Genomic DNA, 22,545 nt, shown 5'->3' on the forward strand with positions numbered 1-22,545 from the left:
ATTCTCTATCCTTCTCTCATTCCGCGAACGCCCGAGGGCGTCGCTGCAGCCTGCGCCAGTTGCCGCAGGGCAAAGCGTTTCAATTTGCCGGTCTCGGTCTTCGGCAGTTGCGCCACGAACTCGATTGCGCGCGGATATTTGTAAGGCGCGATCTCGCGTTTGACATGTTCCTGCAACGCGGCTGCGAGCTGAGCGTCCGGCGTCACGCCGGGAGCAACGATGACATAGGCCTTCACGATCATCCCGCGCGCCTCGTCCGGCGCACCGACGACGCCGCACTCGGCGACATCAGGATGGGTCAACAGAGCAGCCTCCACATCCGTACCAGCGATATTGTATCCCGCTGACACGATCATGTCGTCGGAGCGCGACTGGTACCAGAAATAACCGTCGCTATCCATCAGATAGGTGTCGCCGGTTATGTTCCAGCCGTTCTGCACATATTTGCGCTGCCGCTCGTCGGCGAGATAGCGGCAGCCGGTCGGGCCGCGCACCGCGAGATAGCCCATCGTGCCGGCCGGTACGTCGTTGCCGGACTCATCAACGATCTTGGCCTCATATCCCGGCACGGGCTTGCCCGTCGCGCCGGGACGGATCTCGTCTTCGGTCGCACTGATGAAGATATGCAGCAGCTCGGTCGAGCCGATACCGTCCATCAGCTTGATGCCCGTCGCTTTGAGCCAAGCGTCGAATGTCGGTTTGGGCAGGGTCTCGCCGGCGGAAACGCATTTGCGCAGCGAGGAGATGTCGCGGCCCGGAAGCTTGCCGATCATCGCCCGGTATGCTGTCGGCGCGGTAAAGCAGACCGTGGTCTTGTACTGCTCGATCGCCGTCAAGATGTCGTCCGGCGTCGTCTTCTCCAGCACCACGAAGGAGGCGCCGATATGCATCGGAAAGAGCACGCCGCCGAAGCCGAAGGTAAAGGCGAGCGGCGCCGAGCCGACGAAGCGATCCCTCTGCCCGGCGCGCAGGATGTTATGCGCATAGCCGTCGCAGACCGCCAGCATATCCCGGTGAAAATGCATCGTACCCTTGGGATCGCCGGTCGTGCCCGACGTGAAGGCAATCAAGCAGATGTCATCGGAGGCGGTATCGACAGCTTCGAACTCAGGGCTCGCATCCGCGATCAGCGCTTCGAGCGAGTCCGTCGCGCCATTGCCCCAATAGACCACGTGCTTGAGACCCGGCGCAGTCAGCCTCGCCTTCTCCATTTCGTCGGAGAGCTTTCCGTCGCAGAGCGCGAGCGTGATCTCCGCCTTCTGGATCGGATAAGACAACTCCCTGGCGCGCAGCAGCGGCATCGTCGCCACGCAAATGCCACCGGCCTTGATCACCGCCAAATATGTCGCGACCATCATCGGATTGTTGGCCGAGCGCAGCAGCACGCGCTCGCCGGTCACGAGACCCAGCTTCCCGACCAGCACGTTGGCGATGCGATTCACGAGCGCTTGAAGTTCGCGATACGTGTAACTGACGACGGGACTGATGACGCAGGGCGCATCGCCATGGCCCTGCTCGACCCAGCGGTCGAGGAAATAGCTGACGCAGTTCAGTCGCGATGGATAGTGCAGCTCCGGCCGCGTGAAGATGAACTCGGGCCAAAGCTCTCGCGGCGGCAGGTGCTGCCGCGCAAACGTATCGACATGGGCCGTCGCGGCGTTGCCGTCATACGAGCCCGTCACTTGTACCTTGGCGGCGTTGGCCATCGCACGTTCCTTTGCGCATGGAAAGCACCCGGCAGCACTAACTCAGGAAAACATTTTAGGCTTAAAGTAATTTGGTGCAATAGCGGATTTTGGGCATCCCATGCATTTTCCTGCGGCAAAGTGGGATCGGCGGGCGCGTTGGCCTGCGGGCCTAGGCCCTGCGGCGCCCGGTCGACTTCTGCGCCGACGCCTTGGTCTTGGCGAGCAGCCGCATCAGTTCGCGCACGTCCTTCGGCGTCAAATCGGCGAAGAGATCGGCGATCCAGGTTTCGTGCTCGGCGGCCATCCTGCGGAACTCGGCGCGCCCGAGTTTTGTGAGACGGATCACCTGGACGCGACGATCAGTCTCCGAGGTACGCCGATCGAGATGCCCTGATTCCACAAGGCGCTCAACGAGGCCGGTGACGTTGCCGTTGGACACCATCATGCGCTTGGAGACATCGGACAGCGTCATGCCGTCGGGCGCCTTGTCGAGCTGCGCCATCAAGTCGAAACGGGGCAGCGTAACGTCGAAGCGCTGCCGCAACCGGCCGCGGACCTCGCCCTCGATCAACGTGGTGCAGGTGAGCAGACGCAACCACAGCCGAAGCTCTTCGGCATGGTCCTCCGGAGTTTCGACGGCCTTGGTCTCGGAATCGAGCATTCGATGCAATCACTCACGGCCGGCATCGGCGCCGGCACGGATTCCCAACGTTTTGAGCTTCAAGTAAATTGAGGTCGGCCGCAAGCCTAAAGCTGCAACAATCGACCGCACGTAAATTTCTTTAGGCTTCAAACAATTGGCGCGCCGCTTGCATGCGCACTGCTCCGCAAGATGGCGACGCCTTGAGCATGCTTGCCGCGGCCGCCGTCATCGGCATAAGCTTGGACTGGAGTACGTGGTTTGCAGCGCAAGCCCGATCGTCACAGGGGATAGATCATGAAGACGCAATTGACCTTCGCCGCAGCCGCCTTGCTGCTCGGCACCGCCATGAGCCCCGCCTTCGCCCAGGAGAAGATCAAGCTGGGTGTGGTCGTGACGTTGTCGGGCCCCGCCGCCGCGCTCGGCCAGCAGGTTCGCGACGGCTTTGCGCTCGGGGTGAAGGATCTCGGCGGCAAGATGGGCGGCCGCGACATCGAGGTGGTCGTTGTCGACGACGAACTGAAGCCGGACGTCGCGGTGACCAAGGTCAAGGGTCTGCTGGAGCGTGACAAGGTCGACTTCGTGGTCGGACCGATCTTCTCCAACATCCTCCAGGCGATCCACCGGCCGGTCACGGAATCAAAGACCTTCCTGATCAGCCCCAATGCAGGCCCCTCGACCTTTGCCGGCAAGGACTGCAACCCGTTCTTCTATGTGACGTCGTATCAGAACGATCAGGTGCACGAGATCCTCGGCAAGGTCGCGCAGGATCGCGGTTACAAGCGCATGTACCTGATGGTGCCGAACTATCAGGCCGGCAAGGATTCGGTGGCGGGCTTCAAGCTCGACTACAAGGGCGAGATCGTCGAAGAATCCTACATGCCGCTCAACACGCTGGACTTCCAGCCGGAGCTGTCCAAGATTTCGTCGCAAAAACCCGATGCTCTCTTCACGTTCATGCCCGGCGGCCTCGGCGTCAATCTCGTCAAGCAATACAAGCAGGCGGGCCTCGCCGACAACATTCCGGTGCTCTCGGCCTTCACGGTCGATGAATCGACGTTGCCGGCGCAGCAGGATGCGGCGGTTGGCATGTTCGGCGGCGCCAACTGGGCGCCCAATCTCGACAATCCCCAGAACAAGAAGTTCGTTGCCGCTTATGAAGCCGCCTATAACGGCGTGCCCGGCACCTACGCCTTTCAGGCCTATGACGCAGCAATGCTGATCGACAGCGCGATCAAGGGCGTGAAGGGTGATCTCTCCAACAAGGATGCCATTGGCGCCGCACTGAAGAAGGCCGACTTCACCTCGCTACGCGGCGCTTTCAAGTTCAATACCAACGGCTATCCGATCCAAGATTTTTATTTGACCAAGGTCGCCAAGCGTCCGGACGGCAAATTCCAGACCGAGATCGTGCAGAAGGTGTTCGAGAATTACGGCGACCGCTATGCCAAGGACTGCAAGGCGGCAAACTAGGCCGGACGTTGCGTTAAGGGAGAACTTCGATGAGCAGCGAAATCACCGGCATCACACGGGCCAATGAGGGGATGCAGGGCATCTCCTGGAACATCCTCGGCCAGACCTATGTGCCGAAGAGCAAAACCGAGCATAGCTTCTCCTGGCACGCGACCTTGCCGCCGGGCACGTTCGTGCCGCCGCACATCCATCCCGACCAGGACGAATACCTCTATATGCTGGAGGGCAAGCTCGACTTCATGCTCGGCAACTCGGAGTCGCAGGCGACCGCGGGCGATCTGGTCCGGCTCGGCATGGGCGTGCCCCACGGCATCTTCAACAAGTCGGAGCAGACCGCAAAGGTGCTGTTCTGGGTGTCGCCGACCAAAAAACTGTTCGACCTGTTCTGGGGCCTTCACAACATGAAGGAACAGAAGCCCGAGGACGTGGTGGCGATGGCCGCCGAGTTCAACATCCACTTCCTGCCGCCGCCTCCCGGCGGCTAGCCGTTATTCAGGCGCGGACCGCCGCCAGTCCCGGGACTGCAGCGAAGCCGGCCTTGGTAGCATAGCCGCGCACGATCGCCTCACGCTGGGAATAGCTCAGCACGTTGTCGACATTGTCGAAGCCATCGGGCGCGAGCTGCTCGACGGCATCGATGACGCCTTCAGGGCCGCCGCGGCGGTTGGAGCGCACGATGTCCGCGGTCATCGGCAATCGCTTCTTCTCATACTCAAGCAGCGCCTGGCGCGGATGCTCGGCGCGTACCAGCGCGTCGGCCAGGCAGCGCGCATCGAGGATGGCCTGCGATGCGCCATTGGAGCCGACCGGATACATGGGATGCGCGGCGTCGCCGAGCAACGTGACGCGCCCGGACGACCAATAGGGCAAGGGATCGCGGTCGCAGGTCGGATATTCGTAGAATTCGGGCGTCGCCGAGATCAGGCTCCTTACGTCGACATAGGGCACCGAGAAGCGCGCAACGTGCGGCATCAGTTCCTCGCGCCGGCCCGGCCGTGACCAGTCCTCCTTGCGCGGCGGCGGCGCATTGCCCTCGCCCACCTTCACCAGCACCGCCCAATTGGTGAGACGGCTGGCCGGGCTCGAGCCCTCGGCGATCGGATAAATCACGACCTTGGCATCGAGCCCGCCGGCCACGATCATCGACTTGCCGGTGAGGAACAACGGCCAGTCGCGCGCTCCGCGCCACAGCATCAGGCCGTTCCAGCACGGCGGTCCCTCATTCGGGAACAGCGTATCGCGGACGCGCGAGTGGATGCCGTCCGCACCGATCAGGATATCGCCGCGCACAGTGTGAATGTGGGCGCCCGCGCGATCGAAGAAGTAAGCGGTGACGCCCCCCTCGTCCTGCGTGAACGCGCCGAGCCGACAGCCGGTGTGAATTGCATCCCGCCCGAGCCGCTCCTCGACCGCGTGATGAATGACACCTTGAAGGCGGCCACGATGAATCGAGAATTGCGGCACATCATGGCCAGCGTCGATGCCGCGGGCTTCGCGCCAGACTTCCTGGCCGTGGCGATTGAGGTAGTAGAGCTGATCGGTACGGATCGCGACGTCGTCGAGCTTCTGGAGCAGACCAAGGCCGGCGAGCTCGCGCATCGCATGAGGCAGCGTGTTGATCCCGACGCCGAGCTCGCGGATGGTGTCCGCCTGCTCGAAAATTTCGCAGTCGAGACCGCGCGCCCGCAGCATCAATGCCGTGGTGAGACCACCGATACCGCCGCCGACCACAATCGCCTTCATCGCCCTTACTCCACTCGAAATACGCCAGGCAATGGGGTTAAATTCGCACGGGCGGTCACTCCGCCGCAAGCGGCTTTGTCGTCTGCACCTTGAACTCGGCCCGTGTCTTGGGCTTAGCCTTAATCGGGCGCAAAGCCATGGCCTCAGTCGCCCCGGAAGACCGGCTTGACCTTGTTGGCGAACGCCTCGAAGGCACGCTCGAAATCAGCCGTGGTCATGCACAGGGCTTGGGCCACGGCTTCGGCCTCGATCGCCTCCTCCACCGACATCGCCCATTCCATGGCCAGCATTCGCTTGGTCATGGTGTTACCGAAAGTCGGTCCTTCCGCGATCTGTTTGCCCAGGAGCTGCGCCTGGGGCAGCACCTGCTCCGGCGTCACGATGCGGCTGAAGAAGCCCCAGCGCTCGCCTTCCTCGGCGGTCATGAACCTTCCGGTGTAGAGCAGCTCGGACGCGCGCGACTGTCCAATGATCCGTGGCAGGATCGCGCAGGCGCCCATGTCGCAGCCGCCAAGGCCCACCTTGTTGAACAAGAACGCCACCTTTGCGCCGCTCGCCGCGAGGCGCATGTCAGATGCCATCGCGATGATCGCGCCGGCTCCGGCGCAGATGCCCTCGACCGCGGCCACGATCGGCTGCGGGCACGCCCGCATCGCCTTGACGAGGTCGCCGGTCATCCGCGTGAAGGCCGTCAATCCCTTGGTGTCCATCTTCACCAGCGGTCCGATGATTTCGAACACGTCGCCGCCGGACGAAAAATTACCGCCGGCACCAGTAACGACGATGGATTTGACCGCGTCGTCGAACGCGCAGGCGCGGAAGAAATCCGTCAGTTCGCGATAGCTCTCGAAGGTCAGCGGGTTCTTTCGTTCGGGGCGGTTAAGCGTCACGGTGGCAACACCGTCGACTACAGCCAGCAGGAAATGTTGCGGGGAATAGTCCGCGAGCGGTATAGTCACGGAATTGGCTGGTCTGCTCATGCGATCTCCTCGGTATGTTTTTTGATTCGCGCCGCTAGATCTCGCCGCCGGCGACTGCAATCGTCTGTCCCGTGATCGCGCCGGCACCCTCGCCGCACAACCAGAGCACGGCATCTGCCACCTCTTGAGGCGAGATGAGCCGCCCCTGCGGATTATGCTTCGCCAGCTCGGCGATGGCCTGCTCGCGGCTCCGGCCGGTCTTTTTCATGATGTTCTCGATGCTGCCGGCCACCAGATCGGTGTCGGTGAAACCCGGACAGACCGCATTCACCGTGACATTGGTTCCGGCCAGCTCGAGCGCAAGCGATCGCACGAGACCGACCACGGCGTGCTTCGCCGCAGTGTACGCGCTGACATAGGCATAGCCCTTGAGCCCTGCTGTCGAAGCAATCGCGACGATGCGTCCGTAGGGGCGATCCTTCATGCCCGGCAGAACGCCGCTGACGGCGTGGACCACGCCCATGAAATTGACATCCATCATGCGCGCGAACAAGGCACTGTCGGATTTCGAGAATGGTGCAGATTCCGCGCCGCCTGCATTGGCAACGAGGATGTCGATCGGCTTTCGCGCGTTCGCTTCCGCGATAGCTGCCTTCAACGACACTTCGTTCGAGACGTCGGCGACGACCGCAAAATGCGCGACGCCTGCGCCAACCGCCGCTTCGAGAACGGAGGCATTTCGACCAAGCACGGTGACCGTCGCGCCGGCCCCGACGAGTGACGCCGCAATCGCGCGGCCGATACCGCGACCGCCACCGGTGACCAGCGCATGTGGCGAATGCGGCAATCCGGACATGCGCTAACTCCCTTGCGTTCTGCTGATCGCCCCTTCGATATATTTTAACCTTCAAATTTTTGCAAACCAAGGGGCCTTTGCATCGTCAACCGCGGCACGCCGAGGACGCGGCCTGAAAATTGCTTTAAGTATAAAATTATCTCTTCCCATCCCTCACAGGCCTGTTAGCATCGCCTGGCCGAGCCAAAGGATGTCGCGTGTCGCAGCCTTCGCCAATGATAACAAAAGACGGACGCTTCGCCTACGAAGCTGCGGGCGATCCGGGCGCCACACCCCTGATTTTCCTGCACGGAATTGGCGGCGCCGCGCGAGCCTGGCGGCAGCAGCTCGCCACCTTCGGCAACCGCTTCCGTACGATCGCATGGGACATGCCGGGCTATGGCGGATCAGCACCGCTAGCCAGCGTCAGCATCGCTGCCCTGGCTGATGCGCTTCAACAATTCATCGAGCAGCTCGGCGCACGTAAACCCATTCTCGTCGGGCATTCCATCGGCGGCATGATCGTCCAGAAATGGCTGGTGCAGTCGCCGAAACTGGCGCGCGCCGTCGTGCTCGCACAGACCAGTCCGGCCTTCGGCAAGGCCGATGGCGACTGGCAAAAATCGTTCATCGCCGCGCGACTTGGGCCGCTCGATCGTGGCGAAACGATGAAATCGCTCGCGCCGTCGCTCGTGACCGAGCTCGTCGGCAGCGATCCAGACCCCGAGGGAATGGAGCGTGCGCGCGAGTGCATGGGAAGCGTGCCCGAGGCGAGCTATCGCGCCATGATGCTTGCTCTCATCGGGTTCGATCAGCGCAGCAGTCTCAAGGATATTTCCGTGCCTACGCTGCTGCTGTCTGGCTCCAAGGACAACAATGCGCCTGCGCCAATGATGGCGAAGACCGCGACCTACATTCCCGCTGCTGAATATGTCGAGCTGGCCGGGGTCGGTCATCTCGCCAATCTCGAACGGCCTGACGCCTTCGACAAGGCTCTCGGCGGCTTCCTCGATTCCGTCGCCGCAAAACACGGGTGATTGCGCCATGACCATGCAAGTCAGCAAGACCATTGGCGCAACCGGCAAGGTCGCGCTGGACGCGCCGATCTTCGATCCCGTCGCATTCCGCCTGAGCGACGAGCAGGCCGGCATCATTGCCCGCGCCCGCGAGATCGGCCAGAGCGTATTCGCCGGCCGCGCCGCGACCTACGATCGCGAGGCGATCTTCCCGACCGAGAATTATCGCGACCTGCACCGCGTCGGCCTGCTCGGCATCGCCGTGCCCAAGAAGCATGGCGGGCTCGGCGCGAATTACCAAACCTACGCCTTGGCGGCCGCCGAGATCGGCCGCTATTGCGGCGCGACCGCGCTCACCTGGAACATGCATGTCTGCTCGACCCTGTGGTCGGGACCCCTCGCCGACGATCTCGACATGGACGCGCAGACCCGCGCGGAGCACGAGCGGCGGCGCGCGGTCCACTACAAGCGAATTGTCGAGGACGGCGCGATCTACTCGCAACCGTTTTCGGAAGGCGGAGCCGCCGCCGCTGGCGGCGTTGCGTTCGGCACCGAAGCAAAACCTGTAAAAGGCGGCTGGATCGTCAACGGCAAGAAGATCTTTGCATCGCTGTCCGGTCACGCCGACTATTACGGCGTGCTCTGCACCGAGATCGAGGAAGGCGAGAAGGCATCGCGCCGCAACACACTTTACCTCGCCATTTCGGCGAAATCGGAAGGCGTCTCGGTGGTCGGCGACTGGGATCCGCTCGGCATGCGCGGGACGGTCTCCCGGACGCTGCTGTTCAAGGACGTGTTCGTGCCGGAGGATTCCGCACTGATGCCGCGCGGCGTCTATTTTCAGGCGGCGATGCGTTGGCCGCACATGTTCCTGACACTGTCGCCGACCTATATGGGCCTTGCGCAAGCCGCCTACGATTTCACCGTGCGCTACCTGCGCGGCGAGGTCCCGGGGATGCCGCCGGTCAAACGCCGGATGTATCCGACCAAGCAGATCGCAGTCGCGCAGATGCAGATCAAGCTCGAGCAGATCAAGGCGATCTGGTTCCAGGCCGTCACCGAAGCCTGTGCGAATCCGAGCAAGGAGCAGGTGCTGCGCGCCTATGCCGCGCAATATTCCGTCATGGAGGGCGCCAATGAGCTCGCGACGCTCGCGATCCGCACCTGCGGCGGCCAGGCCATGCTTCGGTCGCTGCCGCTGGAGCGCATCTATCGCGACAGCCGCTGCGGCTCGCTGATGCTGCCCTGGACCGCCGAACTCTGCCTCGACCGGATCGGTCGCGAGGCGCTGTACGAGACTGGCGAGACGGACGACTGACGGTGGACCTCTGCAGTCTGATCGATCGCAACGCGGCGTTCTCGCCAGACAAGATCGCCATCGCCTTCGAAGGGGAGCGGCTGAGCTATGCGGCCTTTGCCGCTCGCATCGAGCGGACGGCAACGGCATTGAAGCGGGAGCTCGGCGTCGGCCGCGGCGATCGCGTCGCGATCCTCAGCCTGAACCGGCCGGATTATCTGGTTCTACTTTACGCATGTGCGCGGCTCGGCGCGATGCTGGTGCCGTTGAACTGGCGGCTGGCTGCCGCGGAACAGCTCTTCATTCTCACCGATGCCGGTGCCAAGGTGCTGGTGCTCGAACAGGCCTTTGAGGGAGTTCTCCGGGAGCTTGCGCCAGGGACGGCCGTTGTCGGGTTCGACTTCATGCCACCTCGTGGCGCGACATTCGAGGCGCTGCTGGCCAGGAGCGAGGCGAATGGCCGCAATCCGCACGCCGATCTCTCCTGCCCGCTTCTGATTGTCTACACATCAGGAACGACCGGACGACCAAAGGGCGCTGTGCTCCGGCAGGAGGCGCTGTTCTGGAACGGCGTCATGAGCCAGCATATGCACAACATGACGTCCGACGATCATGTGCTGACGGTGCTGCCGTTCTTCCACGTCGGTGGGCTCAATATTCAGACTACGGCTGCGCTGCAGTTGGGCGCGACGGTCACGATCCAGGCCCGCTTCACGCCGGATACCGCGCTCGCAGCGATCGAACGCGAACGGCCGACCCTGACCGTGATGGTGCCCGCGATCATCCAGGCCGTGAGCGAGCATCCCGACTGGGCAACGACTGATCTCTCGTCGCTGAAGGCCATCGCCACTGGGTCGACCATCGCGCCGCCGCATCTGATCGACCGTTTCGTCGCGCGGGGCGTTCCGGTGCTTCAGGTCTATGGCTCGACGGAGACCTGCCCGATCGCAATCTACACGCGCCTGGGCGGCGATCTCTCCCGTGCGGGATCGACCGGACTTGCCGGCCTGTGTTGCGAGGCGAAAGTCATTGACCAGATTGGCAACGAGGTGCCCGCAGGCACGCCCGGCGAGATCGCGGTGCGTGGCCCCAACGTGTTCTTCGAATATTGGGGCAACGACACGGCTACCCGCGACGCGCTGCACGACGGCTGGTATCGCACCGGCGATATCGGCCTGAGCGACGCCGACGGCTATTTCTGGGTGCGCGACCGCAAGAAGAACATGATCATTTCCGGAGGAGAGAACGTCTATCCGGCCGAGGTCGAGCGCGTCCTGCTCGAACATCCCGATGTCAGCGAATGTGCCGTGATCGGCCGGCCGGACCCACGCTGGGATGAGGTGCCGATCGCCTATGTGATCCAGCGATCCGGCTGCCGGCTCGAAGCCGACGAGCTGCGAGCCCATCTTCAGGCGCAGCTCGCGCGCTACAAGGTTCCGCGCGACATCGTCTTCGTCACCGACCTGCCGCGCACCGCGTTGGGCAAGGTCCAGCATTTCCTGCTGAAGCAGCTTGATGCGCAATCGCGCGCGCAAGGAGAAGCATCTTGAAGATTGCGGTTCTGGGTGGGGGAAACGGCTCTTTCGCGGCCGCAGGCGATTTTGCGCTGTCGGGGCATGAGGTCCGGCTCTGGCGCCGCGACGCCGATCAGGTCGCAGCGCATCGTGCCGCCGGCTCGCGCATCCTGGTGAAGGACCACAACGGCCGCCACGACGTCAGGCTCGCGTTGGTCACGACGGACATCGCCGAAGCCGTCGATGGCGCTGCGCTGATCCTGTGCCCTGCCCCCGCCTTCGCGCAGCCGGATATTGCGCGCCTGCTGGCTCCCCATTTGCGGGACGGCCAGGTCGTATTTCTGCCGCCGGCGACATTCGGCTCGATGATCTTCGCCCAGGCAGCAAGAGATGCCGATAACCATGCCGAGGCCAGCTTTGCCGAGACTGGCACACTGCCCTGGCTCACCCGCAAGCACGGGCCATTCGAAGTCGCGATCACCATCCGCGCCAAACGGCTGCCGGTCGGCGTGTTCCCGCTCGATCAGGCGCCGCATGCGCTCGAAGTGATCGGACGCGCTTTTCCCGATGCGATCGAACCCTGCGGGGACGCGCTCTCCGGCGCGCTGATGAACGCCGGGCCCATCATCCACCCGCCGCTAATCGTGATGAACGCGGGGCCGATCGAGCATTTCGAGCGGTGGGATATTCACAAGGAGGGCACACAAGCCGCGATCCGGTGGGTTACCGACGCACTCGACGGCGAACGAATTGCCGTGCGCGAGGCGCTTGGATACGGCGCGCCGCACTTTCCTCTGGCTCACCACTACGCCAGGGAAGGCGAGATCTGGATGTATGGTCGCGGCTCGCATGATCGGCTGACCGACTCCGGCGACTGGCGCGAGCGGATCGTCCTCAGCGAACATCGTTACATGCGGGAAGATCTGCGTCTTGGGCTCTCGCTACTTGTCTCCGTCGCCGACCTGGCGGGCGTGGCGACGCCACTGGCCAAAGCGTTTCTAGCGATTGGCGGTGCAGTCTGCGGGGAGGATTTTGCGCTAGCCGGCCGCACGCTCGATACGCTGGGGCTTGGCGGGCTCGGCAAGGCCGAGTTCCAGACACTTCTTCGCACGGGATTTTAGCCGATGACCAGCCGCGCCAACATTGCCTGTCTCGGCGCCGGCCGCATGGGGCGCGGTATCGCGGTCGCATTCGCCTATGCGGGGCATACGGTCACGATGATCGACATCAAGGCCCGTTCGGCGGAAGACTTTGCCAAACTGGAGGCCGACGCGCTCGGCGAGGTCAGGAAGACCTTTGCGAGCCTCTCGAAGCTGGGAATGCTGGCCGAAGCGGATGTCGATCCGCTCATCGCGCGGGTCTCGGTGGTGCCGGCCAGCCAAAGCGGCACAGCGCTTGCCGACGCCGGAATCGTCTTCGAGGGCGTTCCTGAGGTCGTCGAACTGAAGCGAGAGGTGCTGGGCGCGGCCTCAAAACAAATTGGCCCGGATACGATCATCGCATCGACCACGTCGACCATCCTCGTTGATGATCTCTCCGGCGCGATCGTGAATCCCCGCCGCTTTCTCAATGTGCACTGGCTCAATCCGGCCTACCTGATCCCACTGGTCGAGGTTTCGCCTGGCCAAGCCACCGATGCCGTCATCATCGACGAGGTCAAGGCGCTGCTCGAGGGTATCGGCAAGGTGCCGGTGGTCTGCGCGGCGACGCCGGGGTTTATCGTCCCGCGCATTCAGGCGCTCGCAATGAATGAAGCCGCGCGCATGGTCGAAGAAGGTGTCGCCAGCGCAGAGGAGATCGACAAGGCCATCCGCTACGGTTTCGGCTTCCGCTATGCCGTGCTCGGCCTGCTCGAATTCATCGACTGGGGCGGCGGCGACATTTTGTACTACGCCAGCCGATATCTCGAGGGCGCGCTCGGCAGCGACCGCTATCGCGCGCCGGACGTCATCTCACGCAACATGCATGAAGGCCGGATCGGCCTGCGCACGGGTGCCGGATTCCTGGATTACTCGGGCATGGACGTCGATGCCTATCGCGCGAAGCGGCTCCAGGCCATGGTGGAGCTGCTCCGGCACTTCGACCTGGCCCGGCCGCCCGTGCTCGATCGCAGCTAGCCGAAGACGTCCTGAAGCACACCTTCCCGCACCACCGCGACGCCATCAAGCTCGATGGTCGTTCCCATCATCGGCAAATCGAAGTGACCCGCCGTGTAACGGCCCGCGAATTCGTTGGCGCCGGTCGAAAACAGGAAGTTACCCGGGACAGCGCGAATTTCCGTGCCGTTGGTGTCGCGCTGATCGTACATCGAGAGCGCTTCATAGCGCGCGCCCGGGTTCATGCCGAAGCCGACATGCGAGACTGCATAGGCCTCCCGATCGCCCCAGGCAGCGAGGTAGGCGCGCATCATCGCCGCATCCGTGCCCTCGCCTTCCAGTTCGACGACGTAGTCGTCCTTCAAGGTCATCTTCACCGGCGACGTCAAATAGCGCTTGAAGGTCAGGTTGATGTCGCCGGGCGCCATCACCAGCGTGCCGTTGATCGTCCCGCTCTTGGGAAAGCTGACGACGATGCCGCCCGGCCAGTGCGCCAGCGTGCCGGGCTTGTCGGTCCAGCCCCACACGCCGACCGTGGACGCTCCAACCATGTCCACATCGAGCGCCGTGCCGGCCTTCGAGGTGACCCGCATCCGCTTGGTCCCGCGCAGCATCTTCGCCGCCGCCCGGACGCGCTTCTCGAGCGCGGAATCCGGCACCATCCGCTCCAGCGCCTCGGGATGCTCGTTGGAAATCACCAGGATCCGCGCACCGGCTTTGAGGATCTCGGGCGTCTCCACCGCGTGCATCAAGCCCTCGATGGTGCAATCCACCACGAAGCCTGCCTGCTGGAGCGCGGTGATGACCGGACCAAGCTTCTGGATCGCCTCGCTCGCGCCCGTCGAACGCACCGGAACGATGTTGCGATTGCGCGGCGTCGGCATCACGACATGAAACGGCTTTGCACCCATGCGCAGCAGTGCGAGTTCTGCCAGATGCACATTCAAGGCGCGCGACTGGGTTTCCGAGAGGATGGCGGCAGTATCGCCGGCCTTGACGGCGCAACGCTCAAAGATCTCGCAAAATGCGTCGATCCATTTTGCCTCGATGCGATCAGCCAGCATGGTTCACTCCCGGTCTTCTGGTTTCTTGTTGGTCAGATCACGCCTCGGGGAAGCCCCGTAAGAGGTAGGATCGCACGGCGCCCAACAGGCCGTTCAAGATCAGGCCCAGCAGCGAGATCGTGATCAGAGGCACGAACATGTCGACGGCCTGGAAGGTCCGCGCCGCTGTGACCAGCACATGGCCAAGTCCGTCCGTCGACGTGATCATCTCGGCCAGAAACACCACGATGCAGGAAATGACAAGGCCGATCCGGCAGCCGGTCAGAATCGACGGCATCGCGGCCGGCAGGACGACCTTGAAGAGGATCTCGTAACGCGGCGTTCCCGCCGCCATGGCCGACCAGATCAGCTTCTGCTCGACGGTCGACGCGCCGTAATAGGTGGACAGCAAAATGGGGAAGAGTGCGTCCGCGGCAACCAGCGTGATCTTCGATCCGTGGCCGAATCCGAGCAGCAGCAGGAGTGCCGGATAGAGCGCGACTTTGGGCAATGGCGCCAATACGCGCACGATAGGGCGGACCACGGCATTGATCGCGGGACTGGCGGCAGCGGCGATGCCGATGCTAACACCGAGCACGACCGCAATCGCGAAGCCTGCGAACAGCCGGATCAGGGTCGCCGCGATCTGCTGCTGAAACGTCCAGGTCACAAGCTGCTGGAGCAACCGGCTGAAAACGTATCCCGGCGGCGGCAGCAAGACCGCAGGCGCAAAGCCGAATGACACGAGGCCCTGCCACAGCGCGATCACCATCACGATCGGCGCGAACCCAAGGATGACATGTGATGGGAGCAAGCGCGATGTCATGAGAAGCTCAGCGGCATGTCGAACTGAGGCTCCGACCAACGCACCAGCCACGCGCGAACCCGCTCGAAGATCGCATCGAGGCAGATGCCCATTGCGCCTACGATGATGATCATCGCAAAGACGGTGTCGTATTGGCCCATATCGAGGGCGTTGAACAGGATATTTCCGGCACCGGACTGACGGGCGATCATCTCGCTGGTGATCATCGTGATCAGCGCCAGGACGAGCCCCGTGCGGCACCCGGTGAGAATTTCCGGCAGCGCCGCCGGCAGCACGATCCGCACCAAACGTTGCAGAGGCGAAAGGCCCATAGCAGCGCCTGACCAAAGCATCTTCTCTTCGACCGCCTTGGCGCCTTCAAAACTGTGATAAATCACGGGCAGACTGACGCCAAGAAAGATGACCAGCGTCTTGGTGACATCGCCGACGCCCAGCCACAGCATGATGATCGGCATTAGTGCGGCCTTCGGTACTGGATAGATCACCATCAGGAGCGGATTGAAGAAGGCCGCGACGGCCCGGCTCCGGCCCATCAGCAGACCGAGAGGAATCGAAACCAGCACGGCTATGCCGAACCCGATCGCCATACGACGGAGCGAAGCGAGGATATTGATCAGCGACTCCTTGTCGCCGAGAATATCCGGGATTGCGCGGATCGCCTCGATCGCCGTCGGAAAGCTGTCATTCTTCAGCGCAAGCGAGGCCACCTGCCACACCGTCAGCAACCCAACGCAAGCCATCACCGGAGCAGCACGTCTGATCAGGGCGGACAACGACATCATGAGGCAGATCCGGCTTCGTCGCTCTCGTCGAACATGCGCTCGATGTCGACGACGTATTTCTGGTAGCGCGGGTCGAGCAGCAGCTCGTTGCGGCGGCGCGGCCGCGGCAGGTCAATGTCGATCACCTGCCTGATACGGCCGGGCGATTTCGACATCATCACGACCTTGTCCGAAAGAAAGACGGCCTCGTCGACCGAATGGGTGACGAACAGCACCGTCTTGCGGTCGCGCTCCCAGATGTTCAGGAGATCATTTTGCAGGCGTGTCCTTGTGTGAGCATCCAGCGCGCCGAACGGCTCGTCCATCAGCAGGACTTCGGGATGGTAAGCGAGCGTCCGGGCCAGCGCCACGCGTTGCTTCATGCCGCCGGACAGTTCCTTCGGATAGAAATTCTCATAGCCCTTGAGGCCGACCATCTCGATCAAAGCCCGGCTTTGCGCTTCTGCCTCGGTAGCGCGCACGCCCCGCTGCCGCGGTCCATACATCACGTTGCCGAGCACGGTCTTCCACGGGAACAGTGCAAACTCCTGGAACACCGGCCCGCGATCCGGCCCCGGTCCCGTGATCGCCTGCCCCTTGATCTTGGCCGCGCCGCTGGTCGGGTTGACGAAACCGCCGACAATGTAAAGCAGGGTCGACTTACCGCAACCAGACGGGCCAAGGATGGAGACGAAGGCTCCCTCGTCGATCGTCAACGAGATGTCCGATAATGCCAAATGATCCTTGCGCGCTGAGGTCTGAAAAACCTGCGAGACGCGGTCGATCTCGATGATCGCAGAAGCCGGCTTTTGTGACGTCACCGGTCTCACCCATTCATTCGATCTCGAAGGCACTACCTTCATCACGTCTCTCGTCTCACTCGCGCGAACATTGCTCAACGAACCTGCTGAACGTCCTCCATCAGCGACACGAGCTTAGCAAGAAACCTGCCAGACGGGATACAGCGTGTCATTCGAACCAGGGCCATTCTGCGGGCCCCTCATGTGTGACCGCTCCACCGGGGGCCTGGCCAACCAGCCGCGCATATTTTGCGAGAGCACCTGCACGATGACGCGGCGGCAAGTGCTTCCAGTCACGACGCCGCGCGGCGAGTTCCTGCTCGTCGATTAGCATATCCATCCGCCGGTTTGCAGCATCGATCCGGATCCTGTCTCCATCGCGAACGAGCGCCAGCGGACCGCCTACAAATGCTTCAGGCGACACATAGCCGATACACATACCGCGGGTCGCACCGGAGAACCGGCCATCGGTAATCAGCGCTACTTTCTCACCCATACCTTGGCCGTAGATCAGCGCGGTGACGCCGAGCATCTCACGCATGCCGGGACCGCCGACCGGTCCCTCGTTGCGGATCACGAGAACCTCACCCGCCTTGTAAGTGCGATCGCGAACCGCTTTGACACAGGCCTCCTCGTCTTCGAACACGCGCGCGACGCCCTCGAAGAACTGGCTCTTCAAACCCGCGACCTTGATCACCGCACCGTCCGGGCAGAGATTGCCCTTCAGCACTGCCACGCCACCATCGGGCATGATCGGCGCGCGAGAGGTATAAACGACCTCGCCGTCGGGCGCGTTGGCCGCCCCATATTCCTCGGCAAGCGTGCGGCCCGTAATGGTGATGCAGCTGCCGTCGATGTGGCCGCTCTGGATCAGCTCGCGGATCACGACGGCAGCGCCGCCGATATCATAGACGTCCTTTGCCGTATATTTGCCGCCCGGCCGCAGGTTCCCGATCAGTGGCGTCCTGGCAAAAACCTCGCCGACGTCATCGATCGTGAACGCAATGCCAGCCTCGTTAGCGATTGCCGGCAGATGCAGCGCTGCATTGGTCGAGCCGCCCGTCGCGGCAACGATGGCCGCACCGTTCTCCAGGGATTTCCGCGTCACGATGTCGCGCGGCAGCGGGCCGCCGCGTTCCAGCATCTCCATGATCAGCCGACCGGCGCGCCGCGAGATCTGCGCGCGTTCGGCATAGACACCGGGCACCATCGAGACGTTGGGAATGGTGAGGCCCATCGCCTCCGACACCATCCCCATCGTGTTCGCGGTAAACTGCCCGGCGCAAGCGCCGATGGTCGGCAGACAGGCGCGCTCGATCCGCTCGAGCGTCGCTCCGTCGATCTCGCCGGTCATAAAGCTGCCAACCGCCTCGTAGGAGTCGAGCACCGTCAGCGTTCGCCCGTCCACGCGTCCCGGCAGCGAGCTGCCACCATAGATAAAGATCGACGGTACGTTGCAACGAACCATGCCCATCATCACGCCGGGAAGTGTCTTGTCGCACCCGCCATACCCGATCAGCGCATCATAGGCGAGGCCATGGACGACAGCCTCGATCGAGTCGGCGATCAGCTCACGCGAAAACAGCGAGAACTTCATCCCCTCGTGATTCATGCTGATGCCGTCGGACACCGACACGGTCGAGAACTCGCGCGGTGTGCCGCCGGCCTCCTCGATTCCCGTCTTGGCCGCAGCCACCTGGAAATCATGTGTCATGTTGCAGGGCGTCTGCTCACCCTTCATGCTGACGACGCCCACCATCGGCTTGGCAATAGCAGCGTCGTCGAGACCCATTGCGCGCATGAACGCACGGTGCGGGGCCCGGTCGAGGCCGTCTGTCGTGATCCGTGATCGCAACTTCTTCATAAGTGAATCTTCTTTATGCGACGTCCCGGATGACCAGGGACGCCGCGAACTGCATGTTCGGACAATTTGCGTCGTCGCCTATTCCAGCGGCGCGACGATCGTCGGATGCTTGAACTGCGCGACGTCCAGCTTCGGCAGCATTCCCGTCTCCGCGTAGATGTCCAGCATCTTCTGGATCGCCGGGAAGTTCGGCGCAGCACCTGGATCGCGACCAAAATCATTGTCCTTCAGCAGGTAAGTCTCGAGCACCGGGATAGGCGCCTTCAGTACTTCATTGACGACCTTCAGGGTCTCCTCGCGATTGGCCAGCGCCTTCTTCATGCCCGACGTGATGTCGCGGACGTAGGCTTTGACCAACTCCGGATTCTTGTCGACAAAATCGGCACGGCAGGCTTCCAGGATGTGCACGATGTTCGGCATCGCCTGCGACAGCGAGAATAGCTTGCGAGTCCCGCCCTTCGCCTCCGCGCGCGCGGCGAACGGCTGATTCATATTGACCGCGTCGACACGGCCCTGGCGCAACGCATCTTCGGAGACGGCGAAACCGACCTCGACCAGCTTGATGTCCTTGGCCGGATCGACGCCCGCCTGCTTGAGGAGCAGGTTGAACGGGCCCTGCGTGCCGCCGCCGATCACTGAAATGCCGACCGTCTTGCCCTTGAGATCGGCGATCGTCTTGATCGGCGAGTCATCCATAACTGCCCAGTACACCGAAAATCCGCCGGGTTTCTCGAAGACGTGCTGCGCCACGATGTAGGCCTTGAGATTGCCGCCGACCACACCGTTGGCGAGTGACAGCGGTGCCTGCGTCGCGCAATCCAGAGCGCCGGCTGCCAATGCCTGCGTCATCGGCGCGGTGCCCTGGAATTGGGTCCATTCGATGTTGTAGGTCTTGCCGAGATTGGGAAACTCAGCGGGCCTCTTCATCATCCAGTACTTGGATTCCTCTGCCGGGATCGTCCAGCCGACGCGGATCGTCTGCTGCGACCAAGATGGGCCCGCGCTCGCGCTCACGGCCGCTGCCGCCCCCAAAGCCAGGATCCACTTCGAAACGGTTCGCATTGTGCCCACTCCGCTGCTCCGGCGCCAATCGGCGCCACCCAACCCGACCGCCGCAAATGTTTCATGGTTCAAACAATCAGGCAAGCCATGCAAGCCGTCCTGGTTTCGTCGTGGGTTGCGCCATGTATGGTAAGGGGCGTTTGCGCTGCGACAGAAGGAGGCAACCTATGGCTGATGCGAGCAAGACAAACCCGCAGGGCGTCGAAAGGCTCGGCTATCTCGGCCTCGGGCTGATGGGGACGCCGATGACCCGGCGTCTGCTCCAGGCTGGGTATCAGGTCAGCGTCTGGAATCGGTCTGAAGCCAAGGTCGCTCCGCTCGTCGAGGCCGGCGCCAGGCGCGCGATCACGCCTCGTGACGTGATGGCGAACTCGGACATCGCCTTCATGTGCGTAACGGATGCGGCTGCCGTGGAGGAGGTGATTTTCGGGGCTGATGGTCTTGCAGCGGCTCCCGGCGCAGGCAAGCTCGTCGTCGACTTCTCGTCGATCCATCCTGAGGCCGCCCGCGACCTTGCCGCGCGACTGAAAGCCGCAAACGGCGCAGGCTGGATCGATGCGCCGGTGTCTGGCGGCACCAAGGGCGCTGAGGAAGGCACGCTTGCGATCATGGCCGGCGGCGACGCCACTGACATCGAGCGGGTACGCCCTTATGTGCTGGCCATGGCGCGCAGGTTCACCCACATGGGCCCGACTGGCGCCGGCCAGACCACAAAGCTCTGCAACCAGGTGATCGTCGGATGCGCGATGGCCGTGCTCGCAGAAGCAACGCGCCTTGCGGTGAATGCCGGCATCGACGCCAACCGGTTGCCCGAAGCACTTGCCGGCGGCTTTGCGGATTCAATCCCGCTTCAATTGTTCGTACCGCGGATGGCCCAGGGCATTCACTCGCCGCCACTGGGGCACATCGCCACGATGCTCAAGGATCTCGATACGGTCGCCGATGTTGCGCAAACGACGTCGACGCCCGTGCCAATGGCCTCGCTCGCGGGACAGCTTTTCAGGCTTGCCAAAGCTGCTCGAGGCGCGGACGCGGATGCGCTGGAGATCTACAAGCTTTCAGCGACAACGCGCTGATCAGCCGAGGCGCCCCGAACCACGTTACGGCTATTTCTTGCGTTCGTCGTCGGCCACGAACCTGCCATACGTCCCACGCGCAAACAGCAGTGACTCTCCGGCATTGTAGGCATAGGCCTCAACCGCACCGAGAAAGATCACGTGATCGCCACCATAATAGCGATTGACGGACCGGCATTGAAAATTGGCAACGCTGTCGGCGAGGACCGGTGCGCTGCCGAGGCCCGGCGTCCAGTCGACGCCGGCGAACTTGTCCTCGGACGATTTTGCGAACTTGTTCGCGAGCGCCTGCTGCGAAGTGCCGAGCACATGGACCGTGAAATGGCTGGCGTTCTGAAATACGGGCAGGCTTGATGAATAGATTCCCAGGCTCCAGAGGACCAGCGGCGGATTCAGGGACACCGATGCAAACGAGTTGCAGGTGATGCCGTATGGCTTTCCATCGGCCGCCATAGCGGTGATGATCGTTACGCCTGTTCCGTATGCGCCGAGCGCGTTGCGAAAGTCGCGGGGATCGATCGGCGAGCTGTCGCTCGCGAGCTCGTTGGCTGGATCGGGAGTGGCCGGATGCTTCGGCAGGTCATTCATCGGCCGGCCTCACAGCGTGAGATTCTCGGACGGCAGGCCCAGAGCCACACGCCCATAATTCGTCCCGGCTGCATCGAAGTTGAACGCAAGATGCGAGTTGATCGCGTGCGCGTCGCGGAACTGCCGCTGCAACACGCCCGTCGTGAACAGGCCGCGTGCGCCGCTCGCGGAAAACAGCATCGAGACCGCCTCGGTACACAGATTGACCGAGAAAGCGCCGTCGCGCCGATACCTGGTCTTGCTGGCCATGTTCGGAACATGACCACGCCGCGCCTCGTCCATGGCATTGATGCAGGTCGAACGCATGATCAGGCGCGCGGCATCGATCTTGGCCGAAGCCTCCGCGATCTTGATCTGTGTGCTCTGAAAATCGCTGAGCTTGGCGCGGTTGTAGGTCGATAGGCGATGACGCGCGACCTCCGCGTAGTCGTCGAGGCACGCTTGCGCATTTCCGAGCGCAACCCCCGAAAGGACGTAAGGAAACAGCGAAAATACGGGCAGCGCATACGACGGATTGGGATTGACGTTGCTTCCAGGCGTCGGCCCGCCGGCAAGATCGCCGACGGCAATTGTCATGTGATCAGGTACAAAGGCGTCCCTGACCTCCACGTCGCAGGAACCGGTACCGCGCAGGCCCGCGACATTCCAGGTGTCCAGCACCGTGTAATCGCCTCTCGGCAGCAGAAAGATTCGATACTCGACGCCGTCCGCTTCGTCGTCGGAGTAAACGACGCTTGCAAGCATGTTCCATTCGCAGGACGCAACGCCGGAAGAAAACGGCCAGCTGCCGTGCAACCGGTATCCGCCCTCGATCTTCGTGGCACGTCCGGCAGGGAAAATGAACGAGGACGCTATCAGCGCATCCGGATCGCGGCCCCAGACCATATCCTGCGCCTTCTGCTCGAACATGGCGAGCATCCAGTGGTGGCTTGCCAGATTGGCAAAATTCCACGCCACCGACGCATCCGCCGTTCCAAGCAACTCAGCACAATCGACAAGGGCAACGTAATCAAGCTCCGCACCGCCAATGCGTGCCGGTTGGAGCATCCGGAACAGGCCGGCGTCGTGAAGATCCTTCTCGGTCTCGGACGGAAGGTGCCGAAGCTCCTCTGTGCGTACTGCTCGCTCCCGTAGCCGCGGCACGAGCGCCCGGGCCCTCGCGATCATCGCACCATAGGCGCGTTCGCTGGCTTCCTGCCCTATCGGCTGGCCGATGCTCGGCACTTGACCAGGCGCCATTTGAGTCCCTCGCGTTCATGCATTTATGCGGCGGGAACCTCGCCAAATCAAGCGGATGCGGCAC

Annotated in this window: 21 protein-coding genes; 8 read left to right on the forward strand and 13 right to left on the reverse strand. The window is 62.8% G+C overall.

The features are described from left to right. Positions 1-5: 5 nt before the first annotated feature. Complete coding sequence (locus AB7532_RS25500) at positions 6-1,706, reverse strand: benzoate-CoA ligase family protein (RefSeq protein WP_441237447.1); 1,701 nt, start codon at positions 1,704-1,706, stop codon at positions 6-8. 151 nt (positions 1,707-1,857) lie between these two features. Next, positions 1,858-2,349, reverse strand: a complete 492-nt coding sequence (locus tag AB7532_RS25505; RefSeq protein WP_441237448.1) for a MarR family winged helix-turn-helix transcriptional regulator — start codon at positions 2,347-2,349, stop codon at positions 1,858-1,860. A gap of 276 nt (positions 2,350-2,625) precedes the next feature. Here AB7532_RS25505 and AB7532_RS25510 point away from each other — a divergent pair, with 276 nt between their 5' ends. Further along, positions 2,626-3,801, forward strand: coding sequence for an ABC transporter substrate-binding protein (locus tag AB7532_RS25510; protein ID WP_441237449.1), 1,176 nt, complete (start codon positions 2,626-2,628; stop codon positions 3,799-3,801). Between the two features lie 29 nt (positions 3,802-3,830). Continuing rightward, positions 3,831-4,286, forward strand: coding sequence for a cupin domain-containing protein (locus AB7532_RS25515; protein ID WP_441237450.1), 456 nt, complete (start codon positions 3,831-3,833; stop codon positions 4,284-4,286). Positions 4,287-4,293: 7 nt separating this feature from the next. Here the strand turns inward: AB7532_RS25515 and AB7532_RS25520 are convergent, their stop codons facing one another. The 3 genes from AB7532_RS25520 to AB7532_RS25530 form a co-directional block, all read right to left on the reverse strand. Continuing rightward, positions 4,294-5,544 carry a flavin-dependent oxidoreductase gene (locus tag AB7532_RS25520; RefSeq protein ID WP_441237451.1) on the reverse strand — a complete coding sequence of 417 codons (1,251 nt, stop codon included), beginning with the start codon at positions 5,542-5,544 and terminating at the stop codon, positions 4,294-4,296. Between the two features lie 143 nt (positions 5,545-5,687). Continuing rightward, a complete protein-coding gene (locus AB7532_RS25525; protein WP_441237452.1) occupies positions 5,688-6,524 on the reverse strand; it encodes an enoyl-CoA hydratase family protein in 837 nt (278 codons plus the stop codon). A gap of 34 nt (positions 6,525-6,558) precedes the next feature. After that, positions 6,559-7,320 carry an SDR family NAD(P)-dependent oxidoreductase gene (locus tag AB7532_RS25530; protein ID WP_441237453.1) on the reverse strand — a complete coding sequence of 254 codons (762 nt, stop codon included), beginning with the start codon at positions 7,318-7,320 and terminating at the stop codon, positions 6,559-6,561. A gap of 197 nt (positions 7,321-7,517) precedes the next feature. Between AB7532_RS25530 and AB7532_RS25535 the strand changes: the two genes are divergently transcribed. From AB7532_RS25535 to AB7532_RS25555, 5 genes are read left to right on the forward strand one after another with little or no spacing between them, the layout of a single operon-like run. After that, the gene (locus AB7532_RS25535; RefSeq protein WP_441237454.1) at positions 7,518-8,336 is read left to right on the forward strand and encodes an alpha/beta fold hydrolase; all 819 of its coding nucleotides are present in this window, start codon (positions 7,518-7,520) and stop codon (positions 8,334-8,336) included. 7 nt (positions 8,337-8,343) lie between these two features. Continuing rightward, positions 8,344-9,633: an acyl-CoA dehydrogenase family protein gene (locus AB7532_RS25540; protein WP_441237455.1), complete on the forward strand. Its 1,290-nt coding sequence runs from the start codon at positions 8,344-8,346 to the stop codon at positions 9,631-9,633. A 2-nt stretch (positions 9,634-9,635) separates the two neighbouring features. Next, positions 9,636-11,162, forward strand: a complete 1,527-nt coding sequence (locus tag AB7532_RS25545; RefSeq protein WP_441237456.1) for a class I adenylate-forming enzyme family protein — start codon at positions 9,636-9,638, stop codon at positions 11,160-11,162. Continuing rightward, the gene (locus AB7532_RS25550; RefSeq protein WP_441237457.1) at positions 11,159-12,247 is read left to right on the forward strand and encodes an NAD/NADP octopine/nopaline dehydrogenase family protein; all 1,089 of its coding nucleotides are present in this window, start codon (positions 11,159-11,161) and stop codon (positions 12,245-12,247) included. Before AB7532_RS25545 ends, AB7532_RS25550 begins: the two co-directional genes overlap by 4 nt. 3 nt (positions 12,248-12,250) lie before the next feature. Next, the gene (locus AB7532_RS25555) at positions 12,251-13,243 is read left to right on the forward strand and encodes a 3-hydroxybutyryl-CoA dehydrogenase (protein ID WP_441237458.1); all 993 of its coding nucleotides are present in this window, start codon (positions 12,251-12,253) and stop codon (positions 13,241-13,243) included. Here AB7532_RS25555 and AB7532_RS25560 read toward each other — a convergent pair. The 6 genes from AB7532_RS25560 to AB7532_RS25585 all read right to left on the reverse strand — a co-directional run bounded on the left by AB7532_RS25560 (position 13,240) and on the right by AB7532_RS25585 (position 19,578). Continuing rightward, positions 13,240-14,286 (reverse strand): peptidase M29, encoded by a 1,047-nt coding sequence (locus AB7532_RS25560; RefSeq protein ID WP_441237459.1) that lies wholly within the window; start codon positions 14,284-14,286, stop codon positions 13,240-13,242. The two genes, AB7532_RS25555 and AB7532_RS25560, sit on opposite strands and share 4 nt — an antisense overlap. 37 nt (positions 14,287-14,323) lie before the next feature. Next, positions 14,324-15,091 carry an ABC transporter permease gene (locus AB7532_RS25565; protein WP_441237460.1) on the reverse strand — a complete coding sequence of 256 codons (768 nt, stop codon included), beginning with the start codon at positions 15,089-15,091 and terminating at the stop codon, positions 14,324-14,326. Then, positions 15,088-15,873, reverse strand: a complete 786-nt coding sequence (locus AB7532_RS25570; RefSeq protein WP_441237461.1) for an ABC transporter permease — start codon at positions 15,871-15,873, stop codon at positions 15,088-15,090. The genes AB7532_RS25565 and AB7532_RS25570 overlap by 4 nt, the downstream gene beginning before the upstream one ends. Beyond that, positions 15,870-16,715 (reverse strand): ABC transporter ATP-binding protein, encoded by an 846-nt coding sequence (locus tag AB7532_RS25575; protein ID WP_441237462.1) that lies wholly within the window; start codon positions 16,713-16,715, stop codon positions 15,870-15,872. The genes AB7532_RS25570 and AB7532_RS25575 overlap by 4 nt, the downstream gene beginning before the upstream one ends. A gap of 106 nt (positions 16,716-16,821) precedes the next feature. Beyond that, positions 16,822-18,516, reverse strand: coding sequence for a dihydroxy-acid dehydratase (gene ilvD, locus AB7532_RS25580; protein WP_441237463.1), 1,695 nt, complete (start codon positions 18,514-18,516; stop codon positions 16,822-16,824). 78 nt (positions 18,517-18,594) lie between these two features. Continuing rightward, the gene (locus AB7532_RS25585; protein WP_441237464.1) at positions 18,595-19,578 is read right to left on the reverse strand and encodes an ABC transporter substrate-binding protein; all 984 of its coding nucleotides are present in this window, start codon (positions 19,576-19,578) and stop codon (positions 18,595-18,597) included. A 167-nt stretch (positions 19,579-19,745) separates the two neighbouring features. Between AB7532_RS25585 and AB7532_RS25590 the strand changes: the two genes are divergently transcribed. Beyond that, positions 19,746-20,654 (forward strand): NAD(P)-dependent oxidoreductase, encoded by a 909-nt coding sequence (locus AB7532_RS25590; protein ID WP_441237465.1) that lies wholly within the window; start codon positions 19,746-19,748, stop codon positions 20,652-20,654. Positions 20,655-20,684: 30 nt separating this feature from the next. Here the strand turns inward: AB7532_RS25590 and AB7532_RS25595 are convergent, their stop codons facing one another. Then, positions 20,685-21,242 (reverse strand): flavin reductase family protein, encoded by a 558-nt coding sequence (locus AB7532_RS25595; protein ID WP_441237466.1) that lies wholly within the window; start codon positions 21,240-21,242, stop codon positions 20,685-20,687. 9 nt (positions 21,243-21,251) lie between these two features. Beyond that, complete coding sequence (locus AB7532_RS25600; protein WP_441237467.1) at positions 21,252-22,481, reverse strand: acyl-CoA dehydrogenase family protein; 1,230 nt, start codon at positions 22,479-22,481, stop codon at positions 21,252-21,254. Between the last annotated feature and the right edge of the window lie 64 nt (positions 22,482-22,545).

Source organism: Bradyrhizobium sp. 930_D9_N1_4 (genome assembly GCF_052076015.1).
Lineage (GTDB): Bacteria > Pseudomonadota > Alphaproteobacteria > Rhizobiales > Xanthobacteraceae > Bradyrhizobium.